Origin of the sequence: Streptomyces sp. NPDC005863, assembly GCF_042871345.1 — a bacterium.
In the GTDB taxonomy this organism is placed as follows: Bacteria; Actinomycetota; Actinomycetes; order Streptomycetales; family Streptomycetaceae; genus Streptomyces.
The window spans coordinates 1,308,508-1,323,233 of sequence record NZ_JBIAII010000002.1; the positions used below are offsets into that span (position 1 = coordinate 1,308,508).

Genomic DNA, 14,726 nt, shown 5'->3' on the forward strand with positions numbered 1-14,726 from the left:
GTGCGTAAGGCAGTTGACGGTACGTCAGTGCGCCACGGTCTGGCCCGGCACCCGCGTCTCGGCGATCTCCTTGCCCGGCTCCATCGGCGACGTGACGTCGTCCTCCTCGGCGCCTCGACCGATGTGGTTGAAGACCAGGTTCAGCAGCACGGCGGCCACGCAGCCCGTCGAGATGCCCGAGTCGAGGATGATCTTCGCGGTCTCCGGGAACGCGTGGTAGAACTCCGGCGCCGCGATCGGGATCAGGCCGACCGCCAGCGAGACGGCCACGATCAGGACGTTGTTGTCCCGCTCCAGGTTCGCCTTGACCAGCGTCTGGATGCCGCTCGCGGCGACCGAGCCGAAGAGCACCACGCCCGCGCCGCCGAGCACGGGGCGCGGCACGACCGCGATGAGCGACGCGGCCATCGGGCACAGGCCCATGAGGACCAGGAAGGCGCCGCCGACGGCGACGACATAGCGGCTGCGGATCTTCGTCATCGCGACCAGGCCGATGTTCTGCGCGAAGGCGCTGCACATGAAGCCGTTGAAGAGCGGGCTGAGCGCCGAGCCGAGGGTGTCGGCGCGCAGTCCGGCCGCGATGGTCTTCTCGTCGGCGGGCCGCTCGACGATCTCGCCGAGGGCGAGCATGTCGGCCGTGGACTCCGTCATCGAGACGACCATGACGACGCAGAGGGAGACGATGGCGGCGGCCGCGAACTGCGGGGCGCCGAAGTGGAAGGGCGTCGGGAAGCCGATGACGTCGGCCTCGCCGATCGGGCTGAAGTCGGTGGCGTCGAACGGGATCGCGATGAGCGTGCCGATGACGAGGCCGAGCAGGACCGCGATCTGCTTCACGAAGCCGGTGGTAAAGCGGCGAAGGAGCAGGACGATGACGAGGGTGAGGCCGGCGAGCCCCAGGTTCTTCGTCGAGCCGTAGTCGTCGGCGCCGGGGACGGGCCCCTGGGCCCAGCCGAAGGCGACCGGCATCAGCGAGATGCCGATGAGGGTGATGACCGTGCCGGTCACGACCGGCGGGAAGAAGCGGACCATCTTCGAGAAGAACGGGGCGGCGATGAAGCCGAGCACGCCCGCGACGATCACCGCGCCGAAGATGAGCGGCAGGGCGTCCTTCTTGTCGTCGGTCGAGTCGACGACCGCGAGCATCGGCGCGACACCGGCGAAGGTGACGCCGTTGACGAAGGGCAGCCGGGCGCCGATCTTCCAGAACCCGAGGGTCTGCAGGAAGGTCGCGAGGCCCGCGGTGAACAGACAGGCGCCGGTGAGGAACGTCAGCTCCTTGGGCGAGAGTCCGACGGCCGCGCCCACGATGAGCGGCGGGGCGACGACGCCCGCGTACATGGCGGCCACGTGCTGCAGGCCGGTCGTCGCCATCTTCAGGGCGGGGAGCTTCTCGTCGACCGGGTGCACGGACCCGGTCGAAGGTATGGATTCCTCGTCGTTCTGTGGTGGTTCTGAGGTGGTGCCTTGCTTGGTGAACCTGGGCTGAGTGGCCACTGTGGCTCCTCCGGTTGTTTTCCGGTCCCGGCGGGCCGCCGGCACTTTTCGCTTCTGGGAGGTGGTGCGTAATGCAAGGACTTGCTCGATGTGAAGTTGTGGGTACCGCGGAGCACCGGCGTGGCCGGTGGGAAAATGCGCCCAGGTAGTACGGACCGCCCCAGGAACGCGAAGCTTTGGGCCGCGTTCCGGGGCGGCTCTTGAGCAGCCCGCTCGGCTGCTCAAGTCCGGTCGGGGGCCGTCCCCCCCGACCGGAGTTCTCGGGTTCAGCTCCCGGCGGCGATCCGCGCGAGACGCTGGGCCTGCTCCCGGGTGGAGCGGGCGATGGCGTCCTCGTCGGCGTGCAGCAGGGTGCCGTTCTCGACGACCGGCTTGCCGTTGACGAGGGACAGGGTGACCGGGGCCGCCGCGCCGAAGACGATGGCGGTCACCGGGTCGGCGATGGAGGCGTGGCCGATGCCGTCGATCTTCCAGAGCACCAGGTCGGCGAGCTTGCCGGCCTCCAGGGAACCGATCTGCGTGGCGCGGCCGAGGACCTGCGCGCCGCCGAAGGTGCCGAGGCGCAGCGCCTGACGGGCGTTCAGGGCGGCCTCGCGGTGGGCGCCGAGACGGTTGATCAGGAGCGCGTTGCGCAGTTCGGTGTGGAGCTCGCCGGACTCGTTAGACGCGGTGCCGTCGACGCCGAGGCCGACCGGGACACCCGCCTTCAGCATGTCGGGGACGCGGGCGATGCCGGCGGCGAGGCGGGCGTTGGAGGACGGGCAGTGCGCGACGCCGGTCTTCGTACGGGCGAAGGCCTCGATGTCGGAGTCGTTCATGTGGACGCAGTGCGCCATCCACACGTCCTCGCCGAGCCAGCCGGTCGACTCGAAGTAGTCGGTCGGGCCCATGCCGAACAGCTCGTGGCAGAACTTCTCCTCCTCGACCGTCTCGCTGCCGTGGGTGTGCAGCCGCACGCCCAGGCGGCGGGCCAACTCGGCGCCCTGCTTGAGGAGTTCGGTGGAGACGGAGAAGGGCGAGCACGGCGCGACGGCGACCTGCGTCATCGCGTCGAAGGAGGCGTCGTGGTGCTTCTTGACGGTCTCCTCGGTCGCGGCGAGCGCGCCTTCGAGGGTCTCGACGGCGAAGTCCGGGGGCAGCCCGCCGTCCTTCTCGCTGCGGTCCATGGAGCCGCGGGCCAGGGTGAAGCGGACGCCCATCTCGGAGGCGGCGCGGATGATCGAGCCGGAGAGGTCGCCGGAGCCCTGCGGGAAGACGTAGTGGTGGTCCATGGCGGTGGTGACGCCGCCGCGGGCCATCATGCCGAGGGAGCCCTGCGCGGCCGCGTACGTCATCTGCTCGTCGATGCGCGCCCACGTCGGGTAGAGCGCCACCAGCCAGTTGAACAGATTGTGGTCGGTGGCCAGGCCCCGGGTGATCCACTGGTAGAAGTGGTGGTGCGTGTTGACCAGGCCCGGGGTGACCAGGTGGCCGGTGGCGTCGACGCGGCGCACGACGTTCGCCAGGCCCTCGGGGGCCTTGCCGGCGCCGATCGACTCGATCTTGTTGCCGGCGACGACGACGTACCCCGAGGCGTACTCGGTGTCCTGGGCGTCGACCGTGGCGATCGCGGCGTTCTCGATGACGATGCGCTCTACGGCGCCGTCGTTTCCGTTGGGGGTTGCCGATGCTGCCATGGTGCTTCCTTCTCTACTGGTGGCGATGCGATGTGGGCACGGCATGACCCTAGGAAGATTTGAGTGCCGCGGCGCTTGAGCCACGGGTGCCGAGATGGTGGAAGAACAGATTGAGCGAGACCGCGACGAGCGCGCCGGCGCTGATGCCGGAGCCGAGCACCGTCTGGGCCCAGGCGGGGAACTCCGCGTAGAAGGTGGGCGCGGCGAGGGGGATGATGCCCGCCCCGAGCGACACGGCCACCAGGATGATGTTGGAGCTGTCGTCCAGGCCCGCCTCGGAGAGCGTACGGATGCCGCTGACCGCGATGGAGCCGAAGAGGACGATGCCCGCGCCGCCGAGGACCGGCATCGGGACGACGTTGACGACCGCGCCGAGCACCGGGAAGGCGCCGAGGACGATGAGCGCGCCACCGGCGACGGCGACGACGTACCGGCTGCGCACCCGGGTCAGCGAGACGACGCCGACGTTCTGCGCGAAGGCGGAGGTCGGGAAGCCGCCGAAGACCGGTCCCACCAGGGTGGCGATGCCGTCGGTGCGCAGGCCGCGGGTGATGGTCCTGCCGTCGGTCCTGCGCTCGCAGATCTCGCCGAGGGCGAGCATGCCGGCCGCCGACTCGGTCATCAGGACCAGCATCACGATGCACAGGGAGAGGATCGCGGCGGGCTGGAAGACGGGGGCGCCGGCGGCGAACGGCGTGGGCAGGGCGGCGAGCGGGGCCGTCTGCACCGACGTGAAGTCGGCCATGCCGAACGGGATCGCGGCGAGCGTTCCGATGAACATGCCCGCGAGCAGGGCGACTTGCTTGAGGAAGCCGCGTCCGAAGCGCTGGAAGAGCAGGATCACGACGAGCGTGAAGGCGGCGAGCGCCAGGTACTTCATGGCGCCGAAGGTCGGGTCGGTGTCGTCGCCGCCCTGCGCCCACTTGACGGGCACGGGCATCAGCGTGACGCCGATGAGGGTGATGACGACGCCGGTGACCAGCGGCGGGAAGAAGCGGAGCAGCTTGCCGAAGAAGGGTCCCACGGCGAGGCAGAAGACGCCCGCGACCATCACCGCGCCGTAGATCGCGGGGAGTTGGTCGCCCTTGGCGTTGGTCTCGGCGATGGCGAGGATGGGCGCGATGCCCGCCGAGGACGCGGCGTTGACGAACGGCAGACGGTTGCCGACGAAGCCCTTGACGCCGAGGGTCTGCAGGATGGTGGCGAGACCGGCGATCAGCAGTCCGGCGGCGATGAGCCGGGTCTGCGCCACGGTGTCCAGGCCGCAGGCCTGGCCGATGATGAGCGGAGGGGTGACCACACCCGCGTACATGGCGGCGATGTGCTGGAGCGCGGCGGGGACGAGCCGCGAGGGATGGAGCTTCTCATCCACCGGGTGACAGTCGGGAGTTGATGCGCTGTCAGCTGTGTCCGATGGGGTGGAACACGGGCCTTCGGCTGCTGCCGGCCCCTTTGCAGGCTGTGCCATTGCGGATGTTCCCTCCGGTGTGGCGCGCCCCCGCCCACTGCGGTGGGGTGGGGGCGCGCATCCCGCGTCAGAGGTTGGTCATGTCGACCGGGATCTTCGGCTCGACGCCGTCCCGCAGAATCGTGGCCTCGATGAGGCCGTAGGGACGGTCGGCGGCGTAGTAGACCGCCCCGTCCTTGGCCGCGTTGTCGAGGCCGAAGGGCGAGAGGTCCTGACGGAAGTGGTGCTTGTTGGGCGCGGAGAAGCGGATCTCGTCGATCTCGCTGCGGTTGTTGATGACCCGCGAGCCCATCTGGTAAAGCGTCTGCTGCAGCGACAGCGAGTAGGTCTCCACGAAGGCGTGCAGGATGTGCTTCTTCGCCTGCGCGTAGGACCGCTCCCAGCTCGGCATGCGCTGCTCGTCGCTGGTCCAGTTGTGCCGCCACCAGGTGGAGAGGGAGGTGGCGAGGATGCGGTCGTAGTCTTCCTGGAGGGTCGTGTACTTGTCCTTGATGAAGCCCCAGAACTCGGAGTTCGTGGAGTTCATCACGGTCAGGTCCTTCAGACCCGAGAGGACCTCGAACTTCTCGCCGTCATAGGTGATCTGGGCGAGCCGCGTCTCCTGGCCCTTGCGGACGAAGGAGTGGTTGACCTCGTCGGCGCCGATGAACTTGGCGTTGCTGTCGGAGCCGCCGATGCGCTCCCAGGAGTACTCCTCGATCCGGATCCGCGCGCGGTGGATCGAGGGCTGGCTGTCCACGAAGTGCCGGGCGAGGTGGATGCCGTACTGCTCGGCGGACTCGATGCCGTATTCCTTGGCGAACGCGAAGCAGGTGTTCTTCGTCGTGTCCGTCGGCAGGCAGTTGGCGTTCGAGCCGTTGTAGTGGACGTCGTCCAGGTCGCCGGAGAGGGCGACGGAGACGCTCAGGTCCTTGATGTGATGGGTGTCGCCGTCCCGCGTGATCTTTACGACCCGGTTCTCAGCCTTGCCGTACTGGTTCTGTCCCAGAATGGTGGGCATGTCTGCTAGCTCCCTCGGTAAACGGAGTAGCCGAACGGGTTGAGCAGCAGCGGTACGTGGTAGTGCTCGCCCGGCGTGACGGCGAACGTGATCGCCACCTCCGGGAAGAACGCTCCGGTCGCACCGCTGTCCCGATTCGCGGGGGCGTCCTGCTGCGCCTCGGCTTGCTGATGGTTCTTGCTCAGGAAGTACGGCTCGGTCTCGAAGTCGAGCCGTACGTGCGAGGTCCCCTCCGGCAGGGCCGGCAGGTCCTTGCAGCGCCCGTCCGCGTCGGTCGCACTGCCGCCGAGCGCCTTCCACTCCTCGCCGGCGCCACTGCGGGCCGACAGGGAGATGGCGACGCCCTCGGCGGGACGTCCGACGCTGGTGTCCAGGATGTGCGTGGACACCGAGGCGGTCGTTTCCGTGCTCATGCGTCGTTTCCTTCTTCTACGAGGCGGGTCAGGCGGATGCGGTTGATCTTGCCCAGTTCGGTGCGGACGATCTCGCGCTCTCCCTCCGCCTCGTTCTCGATCCGGATCTTGAGCTGGCCGAGCATGAACTCGGCGGTCGCGCCGGTCGCGCAGATCAGGAAGACGTGACCGAACTTCTCCTGGTAGGCCAGGTTCAGTTCGAGCAGTTCGGCCTTGAGCTCCTCGGAGGCATCGGCCATGCCCCGCTGTTCGCGGGACGAGGTCGGGTCCCCGGGCTTCGGGCGCCCGATCGGCGGGTGCCCCGCCATCGCCTCGGCCAGGTCGTCGGCGGTGAGCTCGGCCATGGCGGCGTCGCTCGCGGCGAGGAGGTCGTCGGCGGTGGCGTAGGGGCGCTGGGAGAGCAGTCTGCTTCCCCAGGCCGAAGAGGCGCAGGCCTCGTGGAGGGCGGCGGTGGCCGCGGCCTCTTCCAAGGCGTTGAACCGGGTCAGACCCGCCGGGGGCGTGGGGGCCTCCCCCACAAAACGCTGTGTACTCGAAGTCACGGGAGCCTCCGTGGCCTTGTGCTGGACGGGCTGCGGAACAGCTAAGACCTTGAACAACACCGCGTCAACAGTTTGTTGAAATAACTTGAACAAAGAAGCCGTCACCCGGTGAAAGGGTGACGGCTCGGCCGCTCAGCGTGACGAAAAGGACGGGGTGCGCGGGGGTCCCACGGGGGGATTTACTCCCCCTTCGCGGCATTCTCCCTGTTCAGGTAGTTGTAGACGGTGAAGCGGCTGACGCCGAGCGCGCCTGCGACCGTTTCGACGCCGTGCCGGACCGAGAAGGCGCCCCGCGCCTCCAGTATGCGCACGACCTCCTGTTTGGCCTTGCGGTCCAGCTCGGAGAGGGGTCTGCCCTGCTTGCGCTCCAGGGCCAGCAGGATGTGGTCCAGCGAGTCGGCGAGCTGCGGCAGCCGTACGGCCACCACGTCCTCGCCCTCCCAGGCGAGGACCACGTCGTCGCTCCCCGCCTGCTCGGGCGGCATCATCTCGCCGCCCATGGCGTCCACCAGCGGTTTCACCGCGGTGACGAAGGGGTCGTCCCCAAAACCGGTCACTTATCCGCCTCCCCCGGGTCCGCCGGGCCGCCCGGCTCGCCGATCACGTTGACCTGGAGCGAGACGCGGGTGGCGCCCGCGCCCAGGGACCGGCGCAGCATCGCGTCGACGGCGGTCAGCACCGCGTCGACGTCCCCCTCGGCCGTATTGCCGAACGGACCTACGTCCACGGCGTCCAGCGGGGCCCCCTGGATGACCTCACGGGCCACCAGCGCATGCGCGGGGGCCTCGTCGAGATCGAAGGGTTCGGTCGTGAACTCCACTCTCAATCGCACGTCCACAACCTAATGCCGCCGATCGAATTTTCGGCAGCCCCCTCTTGACAGCTTCCGCAGACCGCAGGCAGTCTTCCATCAAGCAGAAATGAACTTCCGCAATACGGAAGGAGCGCGGAAGCCCCATGGGATACTCCGACCAGCGCTTCAATGTGAACCTGTCGATCCTCTTCACCGAGCTCCCGCTCCTGGAGCGCCCCGCGGCCGCCGCGAAGGCCGGCTTCAGCGCGGTCGAGCTGTGGTGGCCCTGGGTCGACGCCCCCACCCCCGAGCAGTCCGAGCTCGACGCCCTGAAGAAGGCGATCGAGGACGCGGGCGTGCGGCTGGTGGGTCTGAACTTCTACGCCGGGCAGCTGCCCGGTCCCGACCGCGGCGCCCTGTCGATCCCCGGCGAGGAGAGCGAGAAGTTCCGCGCCAACCTCGCGGTGGCGGCGGACTTCGCGCAGTCGCTCGGCTGCACGGCGCTCAACGCGCTCTACGGCAACCGCGTGGAGGGCGTGGACCCGGCCACCCAGGACGAACTCGCCCTGGAGAACCTGGTGCTCGCCGCCCGCGAGGCCGACCGCGTCGGCGCGATCCTGCTGATCGAGGCCCTCAACAAGCCCGAGTCGCCGCGCTGCCCGATCGTGAGCGCGCCGAAGGCGATCGAGGTCGTGGACCAGGTCAACGCGGCCACCGGCCTCGGCAACGCCAAGTTCCTCATGGACCTGTACCACCTGTCCATGAACGGCGAGGACCTGCCGTCGGTCATCGAGCAGTACGCGGCCAAGACCGGCCACGTGCAGATCGCGGACAACCCCGGCCGCGGCGCCCCCGGCACCGGCTCGCTCCCCCTGGAAGGCCTGCTCGACCAGCTCGCGAAGGCGGGTTACGAGGGCTGGGTCGGCCTGGAGTACAAGGCGGGCGACCGCCCGAGCGCCGAGGCCTTCGACTGGCTGCCCGCCGAGGCCCGCGCCGCGCGCTGAGCGCCAACTCACCGACGTACGACACGCTTGAGAGCAGTAGGAGAGACACCCTCATGAGCAACCTTCCCAAGATCGCGTGGATCGGCCTCGGCATCATGGGCTCCCCCATGTCCGAGAACCTGATCAAGGCGGGTTACTCCGTCACCGGCTTCACCCTTGAGCAGGACAAGCTGGACCGCCTGGCCGCGGCCGGCGGCACCGCGGCGAAGTCCATCGCCGAGGCCGTCAAGGACGCCGACGTCATCGTGACGATGGTGCCCGCCTCCCCGCAGGTCGAGGCCATCGCGTACGGTCCTGACGGCATCCTGGAGAACGCGAGGTCCGGCGCGCTGATCGTCGACATGTCGTCGATCACCCCGCAGACCTCGGTGGACCTGGCCAAGGCCGCCAAGGAGAAGGGCCTGCGCGTCCTGGACGCCCCCGTCTCGGGCGGCGAGGCCGGTGCCATCGAGGCCGTGCTCTCCATCATGGTCGGCGGTGAGCAGGCCGACTTCGACGAGGCCAAGCCGCTCCTGGACGCGCTGGGCAAGACCATCGTGCTGTGCGGTCCGCACGGCTCGGGTCAGACGGTCAAGGCCGCCAACCAGCTCATCGTCGCCGTGAACATCCAGGCGTGCGCCGAGGCCGTGGTCTTCCTGGAGAAGTCCGGCGTGGACCTGAAGGCCGCGCTCGACGTCCTGAACGGCGGTCTGGCCGGCTCGACCGTGCTGACCCGCAAGAAGGACAACTTCCTGAACCGCGACTTCAAGCCCGGTTTCCGGATCGACCTGCACCACAAGGACATGGGCATCGTCACCGACGCCGCCCGCAACGTCGGTGCGGCCCTCCCGGTCGGCGGCGTCGTCGCCCAGCTCGTCGCCTCGCTGCGCGCGCAGGGTGACGGCGGCCTGGACCACTCCGCCCTGCTGCGCTCCGTCGAGCGCCTGTCGGGCGCCGAGCTCTGAGCCACAGCGAGCTCCCCTGAACTTCCGGGCCGTGGCGGCGCTGACACCTGTCCTGTCGCGCCCAGGCGTCGCCGCGGCCCGGAACACCACGCGCACCACCCGCTCCACCCGTCGCACCAAGGCCCACCCAAAAACTTCAACAAACTGTTGACGTAGCTGCTCAGGGCTCCATACGCTCCCGAACACCGTCTGCAGTCGAAGCAGTTCCGTACGGAAGGTCAACCTCGCCACCATGTCGAAGCGTGTGCTCACGACCGAGTCCGGCGCCCCCGTCGCCGACAATCAGAACTCCGCCACCGCCGGCGTCGGTGGCCCGATCCTGCTCCAGGACCAGCACCTCCTGGAGAAGCTGGCCCGCTTCAACCGTGAGCGCATCCCGGAGCGCGTCGTGCACGCCCGCGGCTCCGGCGCGTACGGCTACTTCGAGGTGACCGACGACGTCACCGGCTTCACCCACGCCGACTTCCTGAACGAGATCGGCAAGCGCACCGAGGTCTTCCTGCGCTTCTCGACCGTCGCGGACAGCCTCGGCGGCGCGGACGCGGTCCGTGACCCGCGCGGCTTCGCGCTGAAGTTCTACACCGAAGAGGGCAACTACGACCTCGTCGGCAACAACACCCCGGTGTTCTTCATCAAGGACCCGATCAAGTTCCCCGACTTCATCCACTCCCAGAAGCGCGACCCCTTCACGGGCAAGCAGGAGCCGGACAACGTCTGGGACTTCTGGGCGCACGCCCCCGAGGCCACGCACCAGGTGACCTGGCTGATGGGCGACCGCGGCATCCCCGCCTCGTACCGTCACATGAACGGCTACGGCTCGCACACCTACCAGTGGACGAACGCCAAGGGCGAGGCCTTCTTCGTCAAGTACCACTTCAAGACGAACCAGGGCATCCGCAGCCTCTCCGCCGACCAGGCCGCGGAGACCGTGGGCCAGGACGCCAACTCGCACCAGACGGACCTGCTGCAGGCCATCGAGCGCGGCGTGAACCCGTCCTGGACGCTGCACGTGCAGATCATGCCGGCGGCCGAGGCGGCGGACTACCGCTTCAACCCGTTCGACCTCACCAAGGTGTGGCCGCACGCGGACTACCCGCTGCAGCGCGTGGGCCGTCTGGTCCTCGACCGCAACCCCGACAACGTCTTCGCCGAGGTCGAGCAGGCCGCGTTCTCGCCGAACAACTTCGTGCCGGGCATCGGTCCCTCGCCGGACAAGATGCTCCAGGGCCGCCTGTTCGCCTACGCGGACGCGCACCGCTACCGCCTGGGCGTCAACCACACCCAGCTCGCGGTGAACGCGCCCAAGGCGACGAAGGTCGACAACTACGGCCGCGACGGTCTCATGGCGTCCAACGCCTACGGCCGTGACCGCAAGAACTACGAGCCCAACTCGTACGACGGTCCCGCCGAGACCGGCCAGCCGCTGTCGGCGCCGCTCGCCGTCGCCGGCTACACCGGCACGCACGAGGCCGCGACCCACACCAAGGACGACGACTTCTTCCAGGCGGGCGAGCTCTACCGGCTGATGTCCGAGGACGAGAAGTCCCGTCTGGTGGCGAACATCGCGGGCGGCCTGTCGCAGGTCTCGCGCGACGACGTCATCGAGAAGAACCTCGCCCACTTCCACGCCGCCGACGCCGACTACGGCAAGCGCGTCGAAGAGGCGGTCCGCGCCCTGCGCGAGGACTGAGCGAGCGCGGTAACTCCCATGCTGTGCCGGTGGGTTGACGGGAGGTCGACCCACCGGTGCTGAGCCCGCACCGCCACGGACCCGGATGAGGGGTGGTCCCGTGCGCACCGCGGGCAGTCCGCTGACGCGGACAGGCACGGGTCCGCGGCGGCTCTGCGAGCCAGTGCGGTGGTCAAGGTCCGACGCTTCCCTTCTCGACCTGAGGGAGGGGAATCCTCGGTCCATCGCAGCCGGCCGCCGCGGCCCCGACCGATTCTCCGCCCGCCCCGGAGACACATGGACTCCGCCCGGCAGCGCGTATGCATGTTCCGCCAGTCGCGCGCGGTCGGGCGGTCACAACGTCACACGACGTCAGGCCAGAGCGCCGAGTACGGACGGTCCCGTACTCGGCGCTCTTCTGTGTGCGGGGCGCCCGCCAGGGAGCGGTGCGCGTTGTCGACGAGCTCCTTGTAGGTGAGGACCTCGACGCGGCTGACGTGGGAATTGAACGTCCGCAGCGCCTCGTTGAGCTGCTCCTCCGGCACGTCGGGCTGCACATCGGGGTGGCCGACCAGGACCAGGGCGCTCGCTCTGCGCGTCTCGATGCGGAACTGAGCACGGATGCGGTCACGATTCTCGTCGAGGCCCACGAGGTAGTTGACGGCCTGCCCCACGGCGTCGTGCACCTGCGCCGTCGGAACCCAGGCGTCGCGGTGCTTCTTCACCAGCGCTCCCTTCAGGCCCCTCGCGCGCTTCAGCTCCACGATGTGCAGGGCACCGTCGCCACGGAGCAGCGGAATGTCCAGCTCGTCACCGGGCACGAGGCGCCGCTGTGCGAGCTCGGCGACATAGCGGCCGCCGAAGATCCAGGGCTGCCCCTGGAGGGCCTGCTGCAGGTCGTACTCGGAAGCTTCGGGGTCCTCGACGACCTTGCGCAACGCATCAAGGCCTGCCGCCCGGCGCCGCAACTCGGCTGCCCGCAACACGAGTTGCCCTTCGTGGTCGGCGGCGAGCAGGGCGAGGGCGTCGGGTGAGGTGACGAGCCGCCGGGCCGCGTCGGCGGGGTCCTCGATGTCGATGCGGCCGTCGCGCAGGATGCGCTCCACCCAGATCGCGATCTCCGCGGCGCCGCGCGGGATCACGTACCGCCCCGGACGGTCGGGCGGGGCATCCAGGAACCGGGCGTCGCCCGCCAGGGACCGCAGGTGGCCGATCAGCTCCTTCGGCCCGGCGTCCGGGTGGCCGAACAGGAACTCCTCCCCGGCGTCCGCCGCGTGGTCGTAACCGGACGATGTCACGCGCGACAGATACGTCTGCTGGCTCACCGGTCTGCGACCGTCGCGGAACAGCCGCAAGCGATCCTGCAACTCAGGCTTGAGCAGGCGCCCCTCGGCATAGTCCACGGCGTCCTGCACGAGACGCACGACGTGCCACTCACCGGCCGCCGCGGCCGCCGCCCGCGCCTGCGCGAGCAGCACGAGCAGCTTCTTGTCGCCGCCCCGCAGCTTCCCTCCCCTGCCCCCGCGCAGATGCGAGCCCACGGCGTCGAGACCGCCACGCACCCCCTCATCCACAGCCTCTCCGGCCGCTCTCCGCACCTGTTCTTCCAGCGTCGCGTCCGCCCGTATCGCCATGGCGCCCAGTGTGCCGCCCGCCACTGACAACGCCCCACGTACGCACGCCGAAGGGGCGGCCCACCCCCCACGGGTGGGCCGCCCCGGCTTCGGAGGAGCGGTTGGTCAGACCTTCAGCGGGCGGATCGCCGTCGGCGCGTGGCCCGGCTCCGTCGCGATCTCCTCGAACTCCTTGACCGCGCTGATGTCGGCCGTGGGGCTCATGGAGATGTTCGTGATGCGCTCCAGGATCGCCTCGACGACGACCGGCACCTGGAACTCCTGGGCCATCTTCTTGGCCTGCTCGAACGCGGTCGCCAGCTCGTTCGGGTCGGTCACGCGGATCGCCTTGCAGCCGAGGCCCTCGGCGACCTTGACGTGGTCGACGCCGTAGACACCCAGCTCGGGGCTGTTCTGGTTCTCAAACTCCAGGTTGACCTGGAAGTTGATGTCCAGACCGATCTGCGCCTGACGAATCAGGCCCAGGTAGGCGTTGTTCACCAGGACGTGGACGTACGGGATGCGGTGCTGCGCACCGACCGCCAGCTCCTCGATCATGAACTGGAAGTCGTAGTCACCCGAGAGCGCGACGACCTGCGCGTCCGGGTCGGCCTTCGCGGCGCCCAGCGCGGCCGGGATGGTCCAGCCCAGCGGGCCGGCCTGGCCGCAGTTGATCCAGTTGCGCGGCTTGTAGACGTGCAGCATCTGCGCGCCCGCGATCTGCGACAGACCGATGGTCGTGACGTACCGCGTGTCCCTGCCGAACGCCTTGTTCATCTCCTCATAGACGCGCTGCGGCTTCATGGGGATGTCGTCGAAGTGCGTGCGGCGCTGCAGCGTCTCCTTGCGCTCGAGGTGGGAGGCGACCCACTCCGAACGGTCGGGCAGCTTGCCCTCGGCCTTGAGCTCCTTCGCCACCTCGACGAACAGCTCCAGGGCCACCTTCGCGTCCGAGGCGATGCCGTAGTCCGGCGCGAAGATCTTGCCGATCTGGGTCGGCTCGATGTCGACGTGCACGAACTTGCGGCCCTCGGTGTACACGTCCAGCGCGTAACCGGTGTGACGGTTGGCCCAGCGGTTGCCGATGCCGAGGACGAAGTCCGACTCCAGGAACGTGGCGTTGCCGTAGCGGTGGCCGGTCTGCTGACCGACCATGCCGGCGTTCAGGTCGTGGTCGTCGGGGATCGTGCCCCAGCCCATCAGGGTCGGCACGACCGGCGTGCTGGTGAGCTCGGCGAACTCGACCAGCAGGTCGGAGGCGTCGGCGTTGATGATGCCGCCGCCCGCGACGATCAGCGGACGCTCGGACTCGACCAGGAAGCGGATCGCCTTCTCGATCTGGGCGCGCGACGCGGTCGGCTTGTAGACCGGCAGCGGCTCGTACGTCTCCGGGTCGAACTCGATCTCGGTCTGCTGGACGTCGATGGGCAGGTCGATGAGGACCGGCCCGGGACGGCCCGAGCGCATCAGGTGGAAGGCCTGCTGGAAGACGCCGGGGACCTGCGCGGCCTCCAGGACCGTGACGGCCATCTTCGTGACCGGCTTGGCGATGGTCGCGATGTCGACCGCCTGGAAGTCCTCCTTGTGCAGGAGGTGCGTCGGCGCCTGGCCGGTGATGCAGAGGATCGGGATGGAGTCGCCGATCGCCGAGTACAGGCCGGTGATCATGTCGGTGCCGGCCGGACCCGACGTACCGATGCAGACACCGATGTTGCCCGGGTTGGCCCGGGTGTAGCCCTCGGCCATGTGCGAGGCGCCCTCGACGTGGCGGGCGAGCGTGTGGTCGATGCCACCGCCCTCCTTGAGCGCCTTGTAGAAGGGGTTGATCGCGGCGCCGGGCACACCGAACGCGTTGACGACGCCCTCGCGCTTGAGGATCTCAACTGCCGCACGGGCAGCGGTCATACGAGCCATGGGGTTCTCCTGCTTCGACAGCTTCGACAGCTTTTCGGCTGCCGGATACGGCTGGCGGATCCGGCTCCCGTCGCGCCCCGCGGTGAGCTTCTGTTTCCGCATTGTGGAAATTTAGTTCTGCTATATGGAAGCAATGTAAGCGGGCGTGCGGGAGACCGTCAAGAGAGGGACCACGAGAGGAGGGCGGTCGGCT

The 14,726-nt window shown here is 68.9% G+C and carries 13 protein-coding genes; 3 read left to right on the plus strand and 10 right to left on the minus strand.

Features of this window, described 5'->3' with window-relative positions:
• Positions 1-24: 24 nt before the first annotated feature.
• From ACFYO9_RS11855 to ACFYO9_RS11890, 8 genes are all read right to left on the minus strand, one after another.
• Positions 25-1,374, minus strand: coding sequence for a nucleobase:cation symporter-2 family protein (locus tag ACFYO9_RS11855; protein WP_388666215.1), 1,350 nt, complete (start codon positions 1,372-1,374; stop codon positions 25-27).
• Between the two features lie 389 nt (positions 1,375-1,763).
• Entirely contained in the window at positions 1,764-3,173 is a 1,410-nt protein-coding gene (locus tag ACFYO9_RS11860) for an 8-oxoguanine deaminase (protein WP_355805643.1), read from the minus strand.
• A gap of 49 nt (positions 3,174-3,222) precedes the next feature.
• Positions 3,223-4,641: a nucleobase:cation symporter-2 family protein gene (locus tag ACFYO9_RS11865; RefSeq protein WP_358773494.1), complete on the minus strand. Its 1,419-nt coding sequence runs from the start codon at positions 4,639-4,641 to the stop codon at positions 3,223-3,225.
• 67 nt (positions 4,642-4,708) lie between these two features.
• Positions 4,709-5,641, minus strand: a complete 933-nt coding sequence (gene pucL, locus ACFYO9_RS11870) for a factor-independent urate hydroxylase (RefSeq protein WP_355805637.1) — start codon at positions 5,639-5,641, stop codon at positions 4,709-4,711.
• A gap of 5 nt (positions 5,642-5,646) precedes the next feature.
• Complete coding sequence (gene uraH, locus ACFYO9_RS11875) at positions 5,647-6,054, minus strand: hydroxyisourate hydrolase (protein ID WP_355805634.1); 408 nt, start codon at positions 6,052-6,054, stop codon at positions 5,647-5,649.
• A complete protein-coding gene (gene uraD, locus ACFYO9_RS11880; protein ID WP_355805631.1) occupies positions 6,051-6,596 on the minus strand; it encodes a 2-oxo-4-hydroxy-4-carboxy-5-ureidoimidazoline decarboxylase in 546 nt (181 codons plus the stop codon). Before uraD ends, uraH begins: the two co-directional genes overlap by 4 nt.
• 179 nt (positions 6,597-6,775) lie before the next feature.
• Positions 6,776-7,153 carry a helix-turn-helix domain-containing protein gene (locus ACFYO9_RS11885; protein WP_358773491.1) on the minus strand — a complete coding sequence of 126 codons (378 nt, stop codon included), beginning with the start codon at positions 7,151-7,153 and terminating at the stop codon, positions 6,776-6,778.
• Positions 7,150-7,428 carry a hypothetical protein gene (locus ACFYO9_RS11890; RefSeq protein WP_355805625.1) on the minus strand — a complete coding sequence of 93 codons (279 nt, stop codon included), beginning with the start codon at positions 7,426-7,428 and terminating at the stop codon, positions 7,150-7,152. The genes ACFYO9_RS11885 and ACFYO9_RS11890 overlap by 4 nt, the downstream gene beginning before the upstream one ends.
• Before the next feature lie 125 nt (positions 7,429-7,553).
• On the opposite strand from ACFYO9_RS11890, the gene ACFYO9_RS11895 reads away from it, so the two are divergent.
• The 3 genes from ACFYO9_RS11895 to ACFYO9_RS11905 all read left to right on the plus strand — a co-directional run bounded on the left by ACFYO9_RS11895 (position 7,554) and on the right by ACFYO9_RS11905 (position 11,027).
• On the plus strand, positions 7,554-8,393 hold the full coding sequence (locus ACFYO9_RS11895) for a TIM barrel protein (protein WP_355805622.1): 840 nt from the start codon (positions 7,554-7,556) through the stop codon (positions 8,391-8,393).
• A gap of 53 nt (positions 8,394-8,446) precedes the next feature.
• On the plus strand, positions 8,447-9,337 hold the full coding sequence (locus ACFYO9_RS11900; protein ID WP_355805619.1) for a 2-hydroxy-3-oxopropionate reductase: 891 nt from the start codon (positions 8,447-8,449) through the stop codon (positions 9,335-9,337).
• 232 nt (positions 9,338-9,569) lie between these two features.
• Entirely contained in the window at positions 9,570-11,027 is a 1,458-nt protein-coding gene (locus tag ACFYO9_RS11905; RefSeq protein WP_355805616.1) for a catalase, read from the plus strand.
• 341 nt (positions 11,028-11,368) lie between these two features.
• Here the strand turns inward: ACFYO9_RS11905 and ACFYO9_RS11910 are convergent, their stop codons facing one another.
• Both ACFYO9_RS11910 and gcl read right to left on the minus strand, forming a co-directional pair.
• Positions 11,369-12,640 carry a Shedu anti-phage system protein SduA domain-containing protein gene (locus tag ACFYO9_RS11910; protein WP_358773489.1) on the minus strand — a complete coding sequence of 424 codons (1,272 nt, stop codon included), beginning with the start codon at positions 12,638-12,640 and terminating at the stop codon, positions 11,369-11,371.
• 105 nt (positions 12,641-12,745) lie between these two features.
• Entirely contained in the window at positions 12,746-14,533 is a 1,788-nt protein-coding gene (gene gcl / locus ACFYO9_RS11915) for a glyoxylate carboligase (RefSeq protein ID WP_358773816.1), read from the minus strand.
• Positions 14,534-14,726 lie beyond the last annotated feature (193 nt).